At 72.9% G+C, this 18,144-nt stretch carries 17 protein-coding genes; 7 read left to right on the top strand and 10 right to left on the bottom strand.

Features of this window, described 5'->3' with window-relative positions; all coding sequences use genetic code 11:
- Window positions 1–21: 21 nt before the first annotated feature.
- The 3 genes from IF02_RS0114115 to IF02_RS0114105 all read right to left on the bottom strand — a co-directional run bounded on the left by IF02_RS0114115 (window position 22) and on the right by IF02_RS0114105 (window position 4,483).
- Window positions 22–2,262: an acetate--CoA ligase family protein gene (locus tag IF02_RS0114115; protein WP_030156804.1), complete on the bottom strand. Its 2,241-nt coding sequence runs from the start codon at window positions 2,260–2,262 to the stop codon at window positions 22–24.
- A 269-nt stretch (window positions 2,263–2,531) separates the two neighbouring features.
- Window positions 2,532–3,770: a flavin-containing monooxygenase gene (locus tag IF02_RS0114110; RefSeq protein WP_051696217.1), complete on the bottom strand. Its 1,239-nt coding sequence runs from the start codon at window positions 3,768–3,770 to the stop codon at window positions 2,532–2,534.
- Window positions 3,771–3,949: 179 nt separating this feature from the next.
- Entirely contained in the window at window positions 3,950–4,483 is a 534-nt protein-coding gene (locus tag IF02_RS0114105) for a hypothetical protein (RefSeq protein WP_030156801.1), read from the bottom strand.
- A gap of 152 nt (window positions 4,484–4,635) precedes the next feature.
- On the opposite strand from IF02_RS0114105, the gene IF02_RS0114100 reads away from it, so the two are divergent.
- Window positions 4,636–5,088, top strand: coding sequence for a DoxX family membrane protein (locus IF02_RS0114100; protein WP_030156800.1), 453 nt, complete (start codon window positions 4,636–4,638; stop codon window positions 5,086–5,088).
- Window positions 5,089–5,102: 14 nt separating this feature from the next.
- Entirely contained in the window at window positions 5,103–5,519 is a 417-nt protein-coding gene (locus IF02_RS0114095) for a Zn-ribbon domain-containing OB-fold protein (RefSeq protein WP_420708148.1), read from the top strand.
- A 12-nt stretch (window positions 5,520–5,531) separates the two neighbouring features.
- Here IF02_RS0114095 and IF02_RS0114090 read toward each other — a convergent pair whose 3' ends face one another.
- From IF02_RS0114090 to IF02_RS0114080, 3 genes are all read right to left on the bottom strand, one after another.
- A complete protein-coding gene (locus IF02_RS0114090; RefSeq protein WP_030156798.1) occupies window positions 5,532–6,215 on the bottom strand; it encodes a pyridoxine/pyridoxamine 5'-phosphate oxidase in 684 nt (227 codons plus the stop codon).
- Window positions 6,216–6,317: 102 nt separating this feature from the next.
- Window positions 6,318–6,899: a hypothetical protein gene (locus IF02_RS0114085; protein WP_158708498.1), complete on the bottom strand. Its 582-nt coding sequence runs from the start codon at window positions 6,897–6,899 to the stop codon at window positions 6,318–6,320.
- 297 nt (window positions 6,900–7,196) lie between these two features.
- Window positions 7,197–8,435 (bottom strand): thiolase C-terminal domain-containing protein, encoded by a 1,239-nt coding sequence (locus IF02_RS0114080; protein WP_030156796.1) that lies wholly within the window; start codon window positions 8,433–8,435, stop codon window positions 7,197–7,199.
- Between the two features lie 143 nt (window positions 8,436–8,578).
- On the opposite strand from IF02_RS0114080, the gene IF02_RS0114075 reads away from it, so the two are divergent.
- Complete coding sequence (locus tag IF02_RS0114075) at window positions 8,579–9,778, top strand: acyl-CoA dehydrogenase family protein (protein WP_030156795.1); 1,200 nt, start codon at window positions 8,579–8,581, stop codon at window positions 9,776–9,778.
- Window positions 9,778–10,275, top strand: a complete 498-nt coding sequence (locus tag IF02_RS0114070) for a nitroreductase family deazaflavin-dependent oxidoreductase (RefSeq protein ID WP_199809221.1) — start codon at window positions 9,778–9,780, stop codon at window positions 10,273–10,275. The genes IF02_RS0114075 and IF02_RS0114070 overlap by 1 nt, the downstream gene beginning before the upstream one ends.
- 146 nt (window positions 10,276–10,421) lie before the next feature.
- Here IF02_RS0114070 and IF02_RS0114065 read toward each other — a convergent pair whose 3' ends face one another.
- A complete protein-coding gene (locus tag IF02_RS0114065; protein WP_030156792.1) occupies window positions 10,422–11,069 on the bottom strand; it encodes a TetR family transcriptional regulator in 648 nt (215 codons plus the stop codon).
- Window positions 11,070–11,431: 362 nt separating this feature from the next.
- Here IF02_RS0114065 and IF02_RS0114060 point away from each other — a divergent pair, with 362 nt between their 5' ends.
- The 3 genes from IF02_RS0114060 (at window position 11,432) to IF02_RS0114050 (ending at window position 15,415) form a co-directional block, all read left to right on the top strand.
- The gene (locus IF02_RS0114060; protein ID WP_030156790.1) at window positions 11,432–12,235 is read left to right on the top strand and encodes a VOC family protein; all 804 of its coding nucleotides are present in this window, start codon (window positions 11,432–11,434) and stop codon (window positions 12,233–12,235) included.
- A 202-nt stretch (window positions 12,236–12,437) separates the two neighbouring features.
- On the top strand, window positions 12,438–14,864 hold the full coding sequence (locus IF02_RS0114055; RefSeq protein WP_030156788.1) for a PQQ-binding-like beta-propeller repeat protein: 2,427 nt from the start codon (window positions 12,438–12,440) through the stop codon (window positions 14,862–14,864).
- 56 nt (window positions 14,865–14,920) lie between these two features.
- On the top strand, window positions 14,921–15,415 hold the full coding sequence (locus tag IF02_RS0114050) for a peptidylprolyl isomerase (protein WP_030156787.1): 495 nt from the start codon (window positions 14,921–14,923) through the stop codon (window positions 15,413–15,415).
- A gap of 141 nt (window positions 15,416–15,556) precedes the next feature.
- On the opposite strand, the gene IF02_RS0114045 is transcribed toward IF02_RS0114050, so the two are convergent.
- From IF02_RS0114045 to IF02_RS0114035, 3 genes are read right to left on the bottom strand one after another with little or no spacing between them, the layout of a single operon-like run.
- The gene (locus IF02_RS0114045) at window positions 15,557–16,069 is read right to left on the bottom strand and encodes a hypothetical protein (protein WP_030156785.1); all 513 of its coding nucleotides are present in this window, start codon (window positions 16,067–16,069) and stop codon (window positions 15,557–15,559) included.
- Between the two features lie 2 nt (window positions 16,070–16,071).
- Entirely contained in the window at window positions 16,072–16,599 is a 528-nt protein-coding gene (locus tag IF02_RS0114040; RefSeq protein WP_037836266.1) for a hypothetical protein, read from the bottom strand.
- 50 nt (window positions 16,600–16,649) lie between these two features.
- Window positions 16,650–17,969 carry a hypothetical protein gene (locus IF02_RS0114035; protein ID WP_030156783.1) on the bottom strand — a complete coding sequence of 440 codons (1,320 nt, stop codon included), beginning with the start codon at window positions 17,967–17,969 and terminating at the stop codon, window positions 16,650–16,652.
- Window positions 17,970–18,144 lie beyond the last annotated feature (175 nt).

Genomic DNA, 18,144 nt, shown 5'->3' with positions numbered 1-18,144 from the left:
GGAGCCCCGTGCAGCGGGAGCTCAGCGGCAGATGGCGAGCGCGTCCAGCGCCACCGCCCCCTGCCCCCGCGGAAGGACCATCAACGGGTTGACGTCCAGTTCCGACAGGACGCCGCCCAGTTCCAGCGCCATCCGCTGGACCCGCAGCACGACCTCCACCAGCGCGTCCACGTCCGCCGGCGGGGCGCCCCGTACGCCCTCCAGCAGGGCGTGCCCGCGCAGTTCGGCCAGCATCGCCCGGGCCTGGTCCTCGCCGAACGGCGGGACGCGGACCGCCGCGTCGTGCAGGACCTCCACCAGCACCCCGCCCAGGCCCACCGTCACCGTCGGGCCGAAGAGGTCGTCCTGGGTGACGCCGACGACCATCTCGACCCCCCGCTCCACCATCTGGCAGACGAGGATGCCGTCGAGCGGGACGTTCTCGTAGCGGGCGATGTCCGTCAGCTCCCGGTACGCGTCCCGGATCTGGCTGGCCGAGGTCAGGCCGATCTTGACCAGGCCCAGCTCCGTCTTGTGCGCGAGCTGCGGTCCCGAGGCCTTCATCACCACCGGGTAGCCGACCAGCCCCGCCGCCCGTACCGCGGCCGCCGCGCTGGTCACGAGCTGCTCGCGGGGGACCCGTATCCCGTACGCCCTCAGCAGCTGCTTCGCCGCGTGCTCGCTGAGCTGCTGGCCCGGGCGCATGAGCGCCTGCGCCTTGCGGTACGAGGGGGACGGGGTCCGCGGCGCGTCCTCGAAGGGGGAGCGGTACGCGGCCGTGAACCGGTGGTGGCCGAGGTAGGCGCGGACGGCGGTGATGCAGTTGCCGAACGTACGGAACGTGGCCACGCGGGAGGAGCCGAGCAGGGTGGTGCGGTAGGCCTCCTCGGTGCCGACCGGGGAGCCCCAGATCACGCAGATCAGCTTGTCGCTCTGCTCCGCCGCGTCCACCAGGTCCTGGGCGAGCCTGTCGCTCATCGGGGGGAAGGGGCCGGTGATCGGGCAGATCAGCACGCCCACCGACGGGTCGGCGAGGATCGCGTCGATGATCTTGCGGCCGCGCCAGTCGCCGACCGGGTGGCCGCCGTTGTCGACGGGGTTGGCGACGTTCAGGTACGGCGGTATCCACTGGTGGAGCTCGTCCTGCTTGGCCCGGGAGAGGGTGGGCAGGCTGAGCCCGGCCTCGGTCGCCAGGTCGGAGAAGTGGGCCCCGGTGCCGCCGGAGATGGAGTACACGACGACCCCGTCGGCCAGCGGTTTGCGGGCCCGGGCGAGGAGGGCGGCGGTGTCCTGGAGCTCGTCCAGCCCGTCGACGCGGATGACGCCGAACTGGCGCATCGCGGCGTCGACGACGGTGTCGGCCCCGGTCAGCTTCCCGGTGTGGGAGGCGGCCATGCGGGCGCCGGTCTCGGTGCGGCCGACCTTGACGGCGACGACGGGGACGCCGTTGCGGGCGGCCCGGTCGGCTGCCAGGAGGAACTGGCGGCCGTCCTTGAGGCCCTCGACGTAGCAGGCGATGGCGCCGACCTCGGGCCGCTCGGCGAAGTAGGAGATGAAGTCGGAGGTCTCGAGGTCGGCCTCGTTGCCCGTGGGGGCCCAGTGGGAGAGCCGGATGCCCAGCTCCTGGAGGGTGTAGACGGGTCGGCCCTGGTGGCCGGACTGGGTGATCAGCGCGATCGCCGGGCCGTCGAGGTCCTCGCGGAACTCCTCGAAGGCGTTGAGATTGGTGTTGGGGCCGAGCAGGCGCAGGCCCGACCGCCGGACGGCGGCGGCGAGCCGCTCCTGGGCGGCGGCGCCCGCGTCGCCGGTCTCGGCGAAGCCGGAGGCGAAGGCGACGGCGAACTTCACCTTGGCCTCGGCCAGTTCCTCGATCACCGGCAGCGGATCGCCGACGAGGAGGACGGCGAGGTCCACCTGCTCGGGCAGGTCGGCCACGGACGCGTGGCAGGCCAGCCCGAAGACGCTGGGGCGGGTGGGGTGCACGGGGTGGATCCGGGCGCCGACGCGCTCCGCCCAGGCGATGAGCTGGCGGGTGATTCCGGTGTTCGGTCTGCCTTCGGCGTCGGAGGCGCCGATGACGGCCACGGACTCGGGCCGGAAGAACCGGTCGAGGTCGGGGACATCGGCGTGCAGGGGCCGTCCGCTGACGTCCACCGCGACCGCGACCGCGTCCGCGGCGGACGGCGCCGCCGTGGAGTGGACGGCCGTCCTGGGGGTCTCCCCGCAGGCCTCGACACGTGCGCGGAAGTCGGTGGTGAGGGTGCCGTGAGTAGATCCAAGCATCGTTCCGCCCGCTCCTGCTCGATGAACCTCAATAACTGACGCGTAGTCAGATTACTGAACTGACGTGCCGTCAGGAACAGTGCTGCGCAGGAAAGCTGGTGGAGGTGGTGTGTGGAACGGTGACAGATCCCGCCGGGACGGGTCCAGGGCGCGTTTTCGGCCGCTGACGGGGTCGGTGGAACCGGTGAAGCCGGTGAAGTACGGGTCCCCGGGCCCGGGCTCAAGCCCGGGGTCGGGGACCGAGCTTGGGCCCGAGTGGCCCCGGGCGGTCAGGCGAGGGGGTCGACCGGGCGCAGGCCCGTGTCCGGGAGGGGCGTGGCCGGCGGCAGGCCGGTTCGGGGGCCGAGGCGGCGGGAGGCCGCCTTGGCGATCTTCTCCGCGTCCAGGGCCATCTCGCGGAACATGCCGCTGATGGGGTTGGTGAAGCCGGTGAAGTACAGGCCCGGGGCCTGCGCGGGGGAGCGGGTGCCGTGCGTACGGGGGCGGCCGCGCCCGTCGAGTACGTCCAGATGCCCGACCAGGCCCTCCAGGCCGCGGCGGTACCCGGTGGCCGCGACCACCGCGTCCGGGGCGATGCGGGAGCCGTCGGCGAGAACCACGTCCGCACCGTCGAAGGAGGCCACGGCGGCCACCGGTTCGACCCGGCCCGCACGCACGGCGTCGATCAGGCCGACGTCCTGGACCGGGACCGCGCCCTCCTTGACCCTGCTGTACAGGCCGGTGTCGGGACGGGGGAGTCCGTACGCCGCCAGGTCGGGGACGGAGGCCTTGGCGATGAGCGCGCAGAGCCGGTCCACGAGCCGTACCGGCAGCCGCCGCACCAGGATCCCGCTGCGCTGCGCGGGCCAGCCCGCGGTGGAGCGGCGCACGATGTGCGGGGCGGTGCGCACGGCGAGCCGCACCCGCACGGCCCCGCCCTCGGCCAGGTCGACGGCTATCTCGGCGCCGGTGTTGCCGGTGCCGACGACGAGCACGTCCCGGCCCTCGTACGGCGTGGCGTTGCGGTACTCGCGGGCGTGCAGCAGCTGCCCGGTGTACGTGTCGCGGCCCGGCCAGTCGGGGAGCGCGGGGGTGTGGTTGAACCCGGTGGCGACGACGACGGCCCGGGCGTCGAGCACCCGCCCGCCGGTGGCGTGCAGCAGCCAGCCGTCCCCGCCGGGGGCGGGGTCGATCCGGGTCACCTCGACGCCGGTGACGATCTCCAGCCCGTGGAACTCGGCGTACTTCTCCAGGTACCGCACCACGTTGTCCCGCGACACCCACCGCCCGAACCGGCGCGGCATGGCCAGCCCGGGGAGGGCGGAGAGCCGGCGGGTGGTGTGCAGGTGGAGCCGGTCGTAGTGCCCCCGCCAGGAGGCGGCGACGTCATCGGACTTCTCGACGACCACCGCGCGCACCCCGCGGGCGCGCAGCGCGGCGGCCGCGGCGAGGCCGCCGGGCCCGGCGCCGATCACGTAGACCGGGCGGGGCTGGGTGGACATGTCGGGGGGTGCGGGGACTCCGGGCATGAGGAGTGATCGTATCGACACACAGCGTTGATGGGTCTCGGACAAGGAGGGAATCGATTGCGGATCGATCACGGGGCGCTTGGGCGGCGGGTCGAGGGGAGAGGGCGGCCGGGTCCGGGGCCCGGGGTCCGGGGCCCTGGGCGGCGGCCGGCGGCTGCCGGCGTTGCGGACGGTGCGCCTCACATGGGGTACGTCCGGAACGTGACCTTGGCGTGCTGCTCGTCCGTCCACAGGACGCGCACGTCCAGGACGTCGTGCCCGCGCCGGTCGGGGCGGGAGGTCTTGAGATCGAGCCCGTACTGATCCTCCGTCACGCCGTCGGGGCTGGTTCGGCAGGCGGGGTTGCACCGGTCTCCGGGGAGGGAGGCCAGCCAGGCCCGGGCCTCGCTCCGCGGCATGTCGAACGAACCTCCCCACTGACTGATGTAGCCGCCTTCGAGTACCTCGATGCAGGCCTCCCCGGCCGTCCCGGACGGCAGGGCGGCGCCGAACTGCGACACCGCCTTGGAGCAGGCGGCGGGTTGAGTTCCCCAGGTGCCGCCGCCTGCGAACGCCCACAGGAACACCCCGAACCAGACGAGCGGGGGCCCGAGGCCCGAGAGCAGGGCGAGGCCGATCAGCCGCTTCGTGCTCCGCCGCATCGGGGGTGACGGCGGTACGTGGGCGCCCCAGGCGGGCTGCTGCCCCGCGGTATGCCGGGCGTCGTGGCTCATTGCGTTTGCTCTCCTCGGAATTTCGAACGTGTTCAACAGTTGGGACGCCTTCGAGGGGTGGGCGGTTCCCGGGGGTTCCGGTTCGGGGCCTTGCGGGATCGGCGGGGATCCGGTGAACTGACGTACCGTCAGATCGAGGAAGGGGAGGGCCGATGCAGACCATCTGGCTCAGTGGGGCCGAGTGGCTCGCCGTGCTCCGGATAGGGCTCGGCCTGTGGTGGCTGGAGAGCTGGCGGCACAAGGACAAGAAGGGCTGGTTCGAACGCGGTACGGGCATCGCCTGGGCCGCGGACGTCGCCGGCAAGCACCGCTGGCCGTTCGTGAAGGGCGGCTTCGAGAAGGTCGTCCAGCCGCGCCCGCGCCTGATGGCGTACGTCGTCGTCTACGCGGAACTCGCCCTCGGGCTGGGCCTCGTACTCGGGTTCCTGACCCCGGTCGCGCTCGTCGGCGGCCTGCTCCTGAACCTGCTCTACCTGGTCCTGATGATCCACGACTGGGCCGAGCAGGGCCAGAACGCGATGATGGCCCTGATCTCGCTCGTCGCGCTCTTCGCGATGGCCTGGCAGACCTGGTCCCTGGACTCGGCGATGGGACTGTTCCTGTGAGTTCTGCGAGTTCTGTGAGCGCGCGTTACGACCTCCCCGAGACCGACGACTTCACCCGCCCCTACTGGGACGCGGCCGCCGAGGGCCGGCTCCTGCTGCGCCGCTGTGCGGACTGCGGGCGGGCCCACCACTACCCGCGCGAGTTCTGCCCGTTCTGCTGGGCCGGCGAGGAGCGGGTGGCCTGGGAGAGCGCGAGCGGCCGCGCCACCCTCTACACCTGGTCGGTGATCCACCGCAACGACCTCCCGCCGTTCGGGACGCGCGTCCCGTACACGGCGGCCGTGGTCGACCTGGCCGAGGGCCCGCGCATGATGACGGAGGTCGTCGAGTGCGCCCCGGCGGACCTGCGGATCGGCATGCGGCTCGAACTCGCCTTCCGCGAGGCGGCGGAGGGCGTGTGGGTGGCCGTGTTCCGCCCGGACACCCCCTAGCGCAAGGCGCCCTCAGGGCCAGAGCAGCTCGCGGGTCCAGGCGGTGCCGGAGGGGGCGGCGCGGCGGTAGCGCAGACGGATGTGGCGGCGGGCCGGGTCGCCCTGGAAGAACTCGACTTCGGCAGGGTCGAGGACGTACCGCGTCCAGGTCGGGGCCGGAGCGTCCGGCTCCGCCCCGGCCCGCTCCCAGGCGGCCTCGGAGACGCGCCGCAGCTCGTCCACGCTGTCGAGCACCTCGCTCTGCCGGCCGGTCAGCGCCGCCGCGAGCGCACCCCGCGAGCGGACCGCCAGGTCCGCCCGGCTCTCCTGCGGCCCGCGGGCGGTGACCCGGCCGCGGATCCGGATCTGCCGGGCCACGGCCGGCCAGTAGAACCCGAGCGCGGCGTCCGGGTGCCCGGCGAGCTGCCGGCCCTTGGCGCTGGTGGCGTGCGAGGCGAAGTGCCAGCCGTGCCCGTCGGCGTCGTGCAGCATCAGGGTGCGTACGTCGGGCCGCCCGTCGGCGTCGACGGTGGCCAGGCTCATCGTGTGCGGCTCCGGCTGCCCCGCCGCGGCGGCGTGCAGGAACCACTCCCGGAACAGCGCCAGCGGCTCGGCGGGCGCGGCGTCCGGATCGAAGCCGGGCAGCGGGCCGTCCCACACCCGCAGCGAGTGCAGGGTGGCGTGGAACTCGTCGCTGCTCGTCGTCTCACGGGTCATACCGCCCATGGAACACCATCGCCGCCGGACGGGCCGACGCGGACCCGGCGGTGTCGACCGCCGGGTCCGCGCAGGAGCGGAGGGAATCGATGGAGCTGATGGCTAGTCGGTGCAGTACCTCTTGAGCGCCGAGTCGAACGCGGCGGTGTAGGCCTGGTCGTGGGCCTCCTTGGCCTGCTTCTTCCCCGCTGCGTCGGGGACCAGGCCCTGGAGGTTCTGCTGGTTGTTCAGCTTGGGCTCGGCGTCGCAGTTACCGGCCTGGGCCAGGGCCTTTCCGTCGGTGAAGCCCTCCTTGGCGCCGCGCTGGCGTTCGGCGGTGATCAGCTTCTGGTTGATGGCGTCCTGGGCCTCCTGGCCGCCCAGGCAGTTGGCGGTGGCGCCGCCGTTCTGGAAGGCCTTGTACTTGCCGGCCGCTACGTCACCGGAGGTGAACTTGCCGTCGTCGCCGACCGTGGCGGTGCCGCCGCCCGCGCCGTCGGTCTGGTCGAGGAAGACCTTGCCCTTGGCCTTGTCGAACCCCTCGCCGCTGACGATCGCCTTCGTGGCGTCGCCGGCTTTCGCTTCGACGAAGCACGCGGCCGCGGCGGGTGCGGCGGCCGGTGCGGTCTTCGGGGTCGCGGCCCATCCCGTGGCGGCCGCCCCGATGGCGAGCGAACAGGCCATGAGGGGGGTGAACAGAGTCATGCGGATCCGTTGGTTCATCGTCGTTCCTCGCCTGTGGTGCGGGAAGGTGGAGGAATCACGAGGCCGACACTGCGAGTGGGCGCACGCGGTGGGCGCACGGACTCGTGCCCACGATGCCTGCACAGTGCCCGGGAGCGGGTGCGCTCCGCGCGCACGTCCCGATCGACCCCGGAAGGAGTCCGTCCCTTCCATCGTCCCCCGCCCCCGCGGACCTGTCGACCGGGGGCCCCGCGGCTCCCGAACCACCGCCCTCGGAGCCACCGTCCCGGAATCACCGTCCCCGGAATCCCCCCGATTTCACCGCCCCAGGATCAGCGTCCCCGACGAGCAGAACCAGCCCCCCGTGCCCGACGCCAGGGCCACCTCCGGGCGCCGGCCCCCCGGTTTGACGACCTGGCGGTCCGGGCCCGCCTCACCGCGCAGCTGGCGGACCGCCTCGACCAGCAGGAACAGGCCGCGCATGCCCGGGTGGCAGGCCGAGAGGCCGCCGCCGTCGGTGTTGACCGGCAGTTCCCCGTCCCGCAGGAGGCGGCCCTTCTCCACGAAGGCCCCGCCCTCGCCCTTGGCGCAGAAGCCGAGGTCCTCCAGCGTGACCAGGGTCATGTACGTGAAGGCGTCGTAGATTTGGGCGAGGTCCACGTCCGCCGGGGTGAGGCCGGCGCGGGCGAACGCCGTGCGGCCCGAGACCGCCGCCGGGGACACCGTGAAGTCCTCCCACTCCGACATCGTGGTGTGCGAGACCGACGTGCCCGAACCCAGGATCCAGACCGGCTCCTTCGCCGTGTCCGGTACGTAGTCCTCCGCCGCCAGCAGCACCGCGCAGCCGCCGTCCGAGCGGATGCAGCAGTGCAGCTTCGTGAACGGGTCCGCGATCATCTCGCCGGACAGGACGTCCTCCACCGTGATCGGGTCGCGGAACATCGCGTCCGGGTTGGTCGCCGCGTTCGCCCGCGCCTGGACCGCCACCGAGGCGAGCTGTTCCAGCGTCGTCCCGTACTCGTGCATGTGGCGCCGCGCGGCCATCGCGTACTTCGAGACCAGCGTGTGCCCGTACGGCACCTCGAACTGCAGCGGCCCCCGGGCCCCGAACGACAGGTTCGAGGTGCGCCGGCGCGCCTTGATGTCGGCGCGCGCCGTGGATCCGTACACGAGCAGCACGGCGTTGGCGTGTCCCGCCGCTATCGCGTCCGCCGCGTGCGCCGCCATGACCTCCCAGGTCGAGCCGCCCACCGAGGTGGAGTCGACCCAGGTGGGGCGCAGCCCCAGGTACTCGGCCACCTCGACCGGCGCGAGGATGCCGAGGCCGGCCGAGGCGAAGCCGTCGATGACGGAGCGGTCCAGGCCGGAGTCGGCCAGGGCGCGGCGTGCGGCCTGCGCGTGCAGGGCGTACGGGGTGGGGCCGTCCACCCGGCCGCAGTCGGAGAGGGCGACGCCGACGACGGCGACCCGGCGGCGTCCGGTGCTGCGTCCGGTGCCGGGTCCGGCCCTGCGTCCGGTGCGCGGTTCGGTCGTGGGTCCAGGCGTGGGTCCAGGCATGCCCCAGACCGTACATCTGACGTAGCGTCAGTTTCTAGGCCGCGCCGCGCGGTCCTCGCGATACCTGCGCGCCCCGCCCCCTGTGCATCTGCCGCCGCCCGCCCTAACATGACGGCCCGTCAGATACGGGGAGGAGCCCGACGATGGATGCCGCCTTCACCGCGGAGCAGGACGAGATGCGCCGCACCCTGCGCGAGATCCTGGGCAAACGCTGCGGCCCGGACGAGGTCAAGGCCGCCGTCCGCACCGCCGCCGGACACGACCGCGAGCTCTGGCAGCAGCTCGCGCGGCAGCTCGGTCTGCCCGGCATCGCCGTCGCCGAGGAGTACGGGGGCGTCGGCTGCACCCCCGCCGACCTGGCGCTGGCCTGCGAGGAGACCGGCCGGGCGCTGCTGCCCTCGCCGCTGCTGGCCACCGCCGCGCTCGCCGTACCGCTGATCACCGCCCTCGGCACCCCCGGCCAGCGCTCCGCGCTGCTCCCGGCGCTCGCCGCCGGCGGGCTCACCGCCGCCCTCGCCGTCCCCGGCCCGGCGCTGTCCACCGCCCTCGCGCTGACCGGCGAGAACACCCCCGGGGAGTGGGCCGGCGGGGGGCGCGCCGGCGGGGTCCAGGCCCGGCCCGGCGAAGACGGCGGCTGGCGGCTGTACGGGGAGGCCGCCCAGGTGCTCGACGGGCACAGCGCCTCCCTGCTGCTGGTCGCCGCGCACACCGGAGGGTTCGCCCGGAGCCGGACCCTGCTGTTCCTCGTACGGGAGGACGCGGCCGGACTGGCCCGGTCCCGGCAGACCACCCTGGACGAGACCCGGCCCCAAGGGCGCGTCCAACTCCGCGACACCCCCGCCGAATTGCTCGGAGCCGAAGCCGACAACGCCACCGGCGAAGCGGTCCTCGCCGCGCTCGCCGCCACCGGGCGCACCGCCTCCGCCGTCCTCGCCGCCGAGGCGGTCGGCGCGGCCGGGCAGGCGCTGGCCCGCACGGTGGAGTACGTACGCCAGCGCGAGCAGTTCGGACGGCCCATCGGCTCGTTCCAGGCGGTCAAACACCGGCTCGCCGACCTCTACGTACAGGTCCAGGCGGCCCGCTCGGCGGCCTACTACGCCGCCTGGGACCCGCGGCAGGGCGGCCTCGCCCTCGCCCAGGCCCTGGAGGCCCTGCGGATCACGGCGGGCGAGGCGATCCAGCTGCACGGCGGCATCGGCTTCACCTGGGAGCACGACGCGCACCTGTACTTCAAGCGGGCGGCGGCCGACGAGCTGCTGTTCGGCCCCGTCCACCGGCTGCGGGCGCACGCCGCCCACCGCGCGGGCCTGTTCACCACCCCACAAGAGAAGGTGGCCGTCTGATGGCAGTGGCAAGGGCAACGGCAAGGGCAGCCGGCGTCAAGCTGATGCAGAAGGTCTCCTCGACCATGCTGTTCGCCAAGATCGCCCCGCACTTCATCCCCGCCATGGACAAGGCGGTGCACAAGGTGACCCGCGGCAAGGTCATGCTCAGCGCCCGGATGCTCCCCGGCGTGATCCTGACCGCCAAGGGCGCCAAGACGGGCGAGCCGCGCATCACGCCGCTCGCCTGCATGCCGGAGGAGGGGGGCGTCAGCTGGCTCCTGATCGGCTCCAACTTCGGCCGCCCCGGACACCCGGCGTGGACCGCGAACCTGCTCAAGCACCCCGACGCGGACGTGAGTTGGAAGGGTCAGGACATCGCCGTACGGGCCCGGCTGCTGGAGGGGGCGGAACGCGCGGCGGCGTGGCAGGCCGTGCTGGGGTTCTGGCCGCCGTACGCGACGTACCAGGCGCGCATCGAGCGCGAGATCCGGCTGTTCCGCCTGGAGCGTCGCTGATCGCGGCGGGCGGCCGGTAAGGGAGCGGAAAGGAGTGCTGGGGAGGGGCGGCGCGGGACGGGGCAGCGCGGACGGGGAAGCGCGGGCAGGGGTGGGGCGGGGACGGTGAGGGGCGGGAGGGTGGCGGACCCGGGGAGGGTCCGCCGTTACTTGGTCGGCTTCTTCCCGGTGATGCCCAGGTGGACGAGCAGCGCCAGGTTCGGCTTGAGCTCGGCCTGCTTGACGCCCCAGGTCTGGAAGCCCTTCTGGTGCGAGGCGACCGCGGCCAGCATCGCGACCAGCGAACCCGCCATCGCCGCCGGGCTGACGTCCTTGTCGACCTTGCCCTTGGCCTGGAGCTCCTTCATCGACTCCGTGAGGGAGTTGGTGACGGAGTTCAGGATCTTCATGCGGATCTTGTAGAAGCGCTTGTCGCCCTCGGCCGCGCCGAGGTCGACGACCCGCAGGATCGCGTCGTTGCGCCGCCAGAAGTCGAGGAATCCCTCGACGAGTTCCTCGGCGGCCTGCCAGCCGGCCTTGCCGACCCAGTTGCGGCCCTCGACGAGCGCCGTCAACTGCGCGCCCTCCGTGGCCATTTGCTCGGCGATCTCCAGGACGGCGCCCTCGACGTCCGGGAAGTACTGGTAGAAGGTCGCGGGGGAGGTGCCGGCCTTGCGGGCGACGTCGATCACCTTGACGTCGCGGTACGGCGAGGAGCTGAGCATCTCGCTGAGGCAGTCGAGCAGCTTCTGCCGCGTCGCCTGGCCGCGCCGGCCGGCCACGCGGCCGTCGACGGTGCGTACTTGTCCTGTCATGCCGTCAGCTTACCGAGGGGTGATCTGCGCGCGATTCGGCCGCCTGCAAATGGGGTTACCTGACGCCTGGCCTGGGTGAAGACCGCGCCCCGGGCCGCTCGGGGCGGCGGTTTCCGGGCGGTGGGCGCCCCGATCGCAGGTGGTGGACGTGCCGGTTCCGGGCGGTGGACGTGCCGGTTCCGGGCGCATTCCGCACAGATCCGGTGCGAAATCCGCGCGGGCGAAGCCCCGCACGCGCCCGCACCCACCCCGCCCGCTTCCTCTTGAAATCCCCCGATTAGTCTTATCAACAGGCTGTGGACAAGTTTTCGGGCAGATCATGGCTGAGGGACACAGAGGGGCACAACGGAAGGAACCGGGCCATGGCCGCATTCGCGGAGGGAACGCCCTGCTGGGTGGACGCCTCGCTGCCGGACGTCGAGGCCGGCAAGCGCTTCTACGGTGAGCTCTTCGGGTGGACCTTCGCCGCCGGAGCCGGCCCCGAGTACGGCGGCTACACCCAGGCCTACAGCCGCGGCCGCAACGTCGCCGCCCTCGCCCCCAAACCCGACGGCCGCATGCCCACCGTCTGGGGGATCTACCTCTACACGTCCGACGCCTACGCGTGCGCCTCCCGCATCCGCGCCTCCGGCGGCCAGATGGTCATGGAGCCCCAGCCGGTGGGCCCGTACGGCGGCGCCGCGCTGGCCGCCGACCCGGGAGGGGCCGTCTTCGGCCTGTGGCAGCCCGGCACCCACCACGGCTTCGAGGCCCAGCAGGAGCCGTACACGTACTGCTGGAGCGAGCTCTACACCCGCGCCCGCGACGCGGTCGACGTCTTCTACGCCAACGTCTTCGGCTACGTCCCCGAGGACCAGGACGACGCGGGCAGCGGCGTCGAGTACCGCCTGTGGTCCCCGCCCGGCAGCCGGCCCGGGGCCGAGACCGCCGTGCTGGGGCGCAGCCTGATCACCGACGCGTTCCCGGAGATCATGCCGGCGCACTTCCTCGTGTACTTCGCCGTCCCGGACGTCGACCAGTCCGTCGCGACGGTGAAGCGGCTCGGCGGCCGGGTCACCGCCGACCCCTTCGACACGCCGCACGGGCGGATCGCGGTCGTCGCCGACAACCAGGGCGCGGTGTTCGCCCTGCTCTCGGAGCCCGGTACGGGTCCGCTCGGCCAGTGACGCCCTCCCGGGTCCCTCCCGGGTCCCTCCGGGTCCCTCCCCGCACTGTGACGACGCGCCCTGCGCGCGGGCCTGACAGAATCGGGGTTGCGCGACTCCGGGCGGCGCCCGGGGTGAGACGCTGCACGGGGCCGACCGCCGTGCGGCGCGCGTGCAGGTGGGAACGGGCCCGGCGAAGGCCCGTACGGGGATTGTGAGGCGAGTGGTGGAGCAGCTGACGCAGCACGACCCGAGACGGATCGGCCCCTTCGAGGTGCTGGGACGGCTCGGCGCCGGCGGCATGGGGCTGGTCTATCTCGCACGGTCGGCATCCGGACGCCGGGTGGCGATCAAGACGGTGCGGACCGAGCTCGCCGAGGACCAGCTGTTCCGGGTGCGCTTCACCCGTGAGGTGGAGGCGGCGCGCGCCGTGTCCGGCTTCTACACCGCGGCCGTGGTCGACGCCGACCCGCGGGCCGCCGTGCCGTGGCTGGCGACCGCGTACGTCCCGGCGCCCTCCCTGGAGGAGATCGTCAACGAGTGCGGGCCGATGCCCGCCCAGGCCGTACGGTGGCTCGCCGCCGGCATCGCCGAGGCCCTGCAGTCCATCCACGGGGCGGGCCTGGTCCACCGCGACCTGAAGCCGTCCAACGTGCTCGTCGTCGAGGACGGCCCGCGCGTGATCGACTTCGGCATCGCCAGCGGCGTCTCCAACACCCGCCTGACCATGACGAACGTCGCCGTCGGCACCCCCGCGTACATGTCGCCCGAGCAGGCGAAGGACTCGCGCAGCGTCAAGGGCGCCAGCGACGTCTTCTCGCTCGGCTCCACCCTCGTCTTCGCCGCGACCGGCCATCCGCCCTACCACGGGGCCAACCCGGTGGAGACGGTCTTCATGCTGCTGCGCGACGAGCCCAACCTGGAGGGGCTCCCGGACGAGCTGCGGCCGCTGATCGACTCCTGCATGCAGATGGACGCGACCCAGCGCCCGACCCCGGCCGACCTCCAGGCGCAGCTCGCCCCGCACCTCTTCGACGGCGGCGACGACAGCGGTACCGCCTCGGCGTGGCTGCCGGGCCGGGCCGTCGCGATGATCGAGGCCCGGCGCGCCGGGCAGCGTACGGCGGTCGCGCCGGTCCCGGCGCCCGGCCGTCCCGCGGGCCGCGGCTCCGACGCGGCGACGCACCGCCGCGAGCCGCGCGGCGGCGCCGGTCCGACCGCCGACCCGTGGGTCGACCCGCGCACCGGCCAGGCCCTGCCCCAGCGTCCGCAGCACCCGCCGCGGCCGGCGTCCCCGGCGCCGTCCGGCGAGCCGGTCCGGATCGGCGGCTCCCCGGTGCCGATCGGGCCCGGGCCGCGCGCGGCCGCCGCGGCGCCCGCCGCGCACGCGGCCGCCGCCGACTCGGCGACCGGCTGGGTCCGCCCGCCGGGCGGTGGCGCGGCCGCCTCCCAGGCCCACGCTCCGGCGTCCTCCCCCGCGTCGGCCGTGGTGCCCTCGCCGGGCGCGGGCCCCGACAGCGGCCGCTGGCGGCCCTGGCGCTTCCGCATGTCGAACGAGGTCTGGGGCACCCCGACCGTCGCCGGAGACCTGCTGTACGTGACCTCCTTCGAGGTGCACGCGCTGGACGTGGCCAGCGGCCGGCGCCAGTTCAAGACCCGCGACGTCGCCTGGTCCATGGCCGTCTCGGACGGCCGCATCCACGCCTCCGACGGGCCCTCGCTCTACGCCCTCGACGCCGGCGACGGCTCCGAGCGCTGGAGGCTGAACACCGACGCCTGGGTGTACGCGCTGCGCGCCGACCGGGGCACCGTCGTCACCGCCACGCGCGGGGGCGGCGTACAGGGCCGGGAGGCCTCCAACGGCCAGAAGCTGTGGGAGCTGACCGGCGCCCAGAGCGACTTCGAGACCCCGGAGGCCGCTCCCGTCCTCCACGAGGGCACGGTGTACGTGTGGCAGGACGCGCGGCTGCGCGCCCTGGACGCCCGCAGCGGCCGGGAGGCCTGGTCGTACCCGGTCGGCGACGCCGCCTCCTGCGGCAACGTCCCGGTACGGGTCACCCCGGCCCCGGACGGCAACGTCTACATCGCGGCCGGCACCCGCGTGCTGTCCGTGGACCGGGCCTCGGGCCGGGTCCGCTGGCACTTCGAGGCCCCGGCGGTCTTCCTGGCCGCCCCGGCGTTCGCGCCCGGCGCGGCGGTCACGGGCGGCGGGGTCTACCTCGCCGACTACCTGGGCACCGTGTACGCCCTCGACGCGGCCACCGGCCAGGACCGCTGGCGGATCGCGACGGAGGCACGGCAGTCCTCGGACCCGGTGGTGGTCGCGAACGGCAACGTCCACCTGGGAGCCGGAAGCGCCCTCTACACGCTCGACGCGGTCACCGGCACCCCGAAGTGGCGCTTCGCCGCGGGCGGCGAGATCACCGGCCTGCCGGCGGTCGCGGACGGCCGGGTGCACTTCGGCTCGGCCGACCACTGCCTGTACACCCTGGACGCGGCGGGCGGCCAGCTGCGCTGGAAGCTGGCCACGGGCGGGGAGATCACGGGCGCCCCCGTGGCCGAGGCGGGCGTGGTCTACGCATGCAGCAAGGACCGCTGCGTGTACGCCCTGGACGCGGCCAAGGGCACGGGCACCCGTACGGCCGGGTGAGGGTTTTCGGGCCCCTCCGAGTCGCGTGCGGCACCGGGAGTGACAGGATGGACCCCATGAGCAACGTTTACTTCGACATCAACATCGACGGCAAGCCCGCCGGCCGCATCGTCTTCAACCTCTTCGACGAGGTCGTCCCGCAGACCGCGAAGAACTTCCGCGAGCTGGCCACCGGCCAGCACGGGTTCGGCTACAAGGGCTCGCCGTTCCACCGCGTCATCCCCCAGTTCATGCTGCAGGGCGGTGACTTCACCAACCAGAACGGCACCGGCGGCAAGAGCATCTACGGCGAGAAGTTCGCCGACGAGAACTTCACGCTGAAGCACGACCGCCCGTACCTGCTGTCGATGGCGAACGCCGGCCGCAACACCAACGGCTCGCAGTTCTTCATCACCACCGTCGTCACCCCGTGGCTGGACGGCAAGCACGTCGTCTTCGGCGAGGTCGTCGAGGGCTCCGAGCTCGTCGACGCGATCGAGAAGCTCGGCACCCCCTCGGGCTCCACCCGCGGCAAGATCGAGATCGCCGACTCGGGCGTCGTCGAGGCCTGATCCACCCCGCACCACCGCCGTACCGGCTGGTCGGCCCCGCCCCCTCACGGGGGTCGGGGCCGCCGCCATGTGGTCACGGCTCGTGGAGCGTCACGGGCTGCGGAGCGTCACGGTTCGTGCAGCGTCACGGCTCGTGGCGCGTCAGAGCTTGAGGAGCACCCCGCGCCAGGTCCATCCGGCGTCGAGGACCGCCTGCCGCAGGGGATCCTTCAGCTGCCCCGTGTCGAAGCTGAAGTCCTCGGTCAGGCTCCGCTTCCCGTCGGGTCCCTTCTCGATCGTCCACCGCTTGGACACCGTGGTCACCTGGCCGCGGCTGTACTCGGCTCCGGTGGCCAGCCTCGGCGTGCCGCCGACCCAGCTGACCTCCAGCTGCTCGTCGAGGGCCCGCACCTCCCGCTTGTCGCCGACCAGGCGCATCCTGATCTTGAGGGTGCGCTCCAGCTGGGACCGGAAGAAGAAGGTGTGCCACGCAGGATCCAGGATCCGCCACTCGGCCACCAGGTCGGCCTTCTCCTCGGGGCGGGCGTTGCGCACGACGTACGCCTTGTCCGGAGCGTTGACCGCGAGCAGCGCCTCCCGGACCTCCCGGGCGTTGCGCGGCGCGACCGAGGCGTCAGGGCGCCGGGTGCCGGTGAGCTTGTTGAAGAGACCCATCGTCAGCCTTCCGTCGCCGTGTCGGTGCCCGTGTCCGTGCCGGTGTCCGTGTCCGGGCGCACCGTGCGCAGGAACGCCTGGAAGTCCGGCAGGACGCTGTCGTGCTGTGCGGCGGTGGCGGTCAGGACCGTCCGGATCATCGCGCGCTTGTCCGGGTCCCCGGCGTCCTGGACGGTCGTGTAGACCTGCGTCTGGACGAGGTCGCGGTGGACCCCGGCGACGACGGCCGACAGGGTCAGCCGCTGCGTCAGCCCCGGTGCGGTGGGGGAGTCGATCGCGCGGCGGCCGACGACTTCCGTGGTCTCCGCCATCGCGCGGACCCGCACCACCGACGCGTCGGCGAGCTCTTCCAGCGTCGTCCCGTCCGGCAGGAAGTCGCCGTCGACGGTGATGTTGGCGGTGAACCCGGAATCCGGGTGCGGGTGCAGCGCGATGAACGCCGCCTCCGGGGCTCCGACCTCGTCCGGAGGAGCGGCTCGCCAGCCCTCCGGCAGGCTGAACTCGATGGGTACGGGCAGTGTCGTGGGCATCTTCTCGGGCCCTCCTTCCTCGGGTTACTCGGGTTCCTCGGAAACGTACATCAGTCGAACCAACCGCCCACGGTGTCCTTGACCCCGCCCGCGAAGTCCCCGACCGCGTCGGCCGCATCGCCGAAGGCCTCGCCGACCTTGTCGGGGTCGACCGTGAACTCGCCGCCCACGGAGCCGCCGACGCCGACGGCGAGGCCCACCTTGCCGCCGATGTGCCACTTGCCGTCTTCGCCCTTGCCGAAGGTCGCCTTGGCCTCGGCGCCCGCACCGACCCAGCCCTCCGCGGTGCCGCCGGCGCCGATCCCGGCGAGCTCCCCGCCACCGGCGGCGGTGGCCTTGCCGCCGGCGAACGCCTTCGCACCGGCGTTGAAGCCGTCCTTGCCGACGCCCGCGCTGACCTGGGCCTCGCCGCCGGCGAAGCCCTCGACGCGCCCGTTGGCGCCGAGGTACCCGTACTCGGCGTTGACGCTCGTCAGCGTACGGACGCCCGCGGACACCTCCGCCTTGCCGTTGAGGCCCTTGTCGGTGAAGCCGTAGCTCGCGGAGCCCCGGGCTCCGATGACGAAGTCGTCGACGCCGGAGAGCTTGACCCCGTTGACCGTCGTCTCGCCCTTCGCGGTCGCGTGGAAGAGGTCGGCGTAGGCCTTGACCTGGCCTTCCTTGCCGTTCTTGACGCCGGTGACGGTGACGCCGGCATCCGGTCCGGTCACCTTGACGGAGTCTTCCTTCGTCTTGACGTCCGCTTCGTCGGCCTTGGCCGCCTTCGCCTCCTTCACGGCCTTGTCCAGGCTGCCCTCGGCGCCGGCGTTGAAGCCGTTGAGCGTCTCGTCGGCCCCCTTGCCGAGGGCGTCCTTGTTGCTGTCGACGACTTCGGCGCTGAGCGCGAGTTTGACGTTCTGGTCGAGCTCGTCGACCGCCTTCACGCGGTCGTCGATGTGCTTCTGCCACTTGGTGACGGCATCGCTGATCGTCTTCTGGCCGTCGGGGTCGTGGTGGTAGGCGCTGCGTTCGGAGGGCGTGAGCTTGCCCCAGTCGAAGGCGACGTGGCCCTGTTCGGAGACCGTCATGCCGGCGGCTATCGCATCGTCGCGCGCGCTCTCCAGCTTCTTCTTCAGGTCGGCGAACTGGGTGTGCGCGTCCCGCAGCAGGCTCGCGATCGCCTTGGCCTGGGTCTGCGCGGCCGTGTACTCGTACCGGGTCGCCGTGAAGTTCGTCCGGGCGGTCTGCTGGCTGACGCCGTTCCAGGTCTCACCGCCCACGGCGACCTTCTGCACGGTGTCGCCGTAGCGGGTCTCGACCTTCTTCAGCTCACCCGCCATTTCGTCCCATTTGCCGGCTGCCGTCGTCAGCAGGCCCAGGTCCGTGGTCATGACTTCGTAGTAGGTCAGCACCGGATCCCCTCACAGATTTCACAGCGTCCACACCATCGACTGCGCCGCAAGGAACCGGACATGGTGCGCCTCCCCGTTGGCCGGGTTTGATCATATGCATGGCAACTGTGAACGCGACAAGCGGTGATAGCGTGGCCCGCCGTTGTCCACGGGA

The organism is Streptomyces sp. NRRL S-244 (genome assembly GCF_000717915.1).
Classification (GTDB): domain Bacteria; phylum Actinomycetota; class Actinomycetes; order Streptomycetales; family Streptomycetaceae; genus Streptomyces.
The sequence above is the reverse complement of the archived record's forward strand: the minus strand, read 5'-3'. Positions and strand labels throughout refer to the sequence as shown.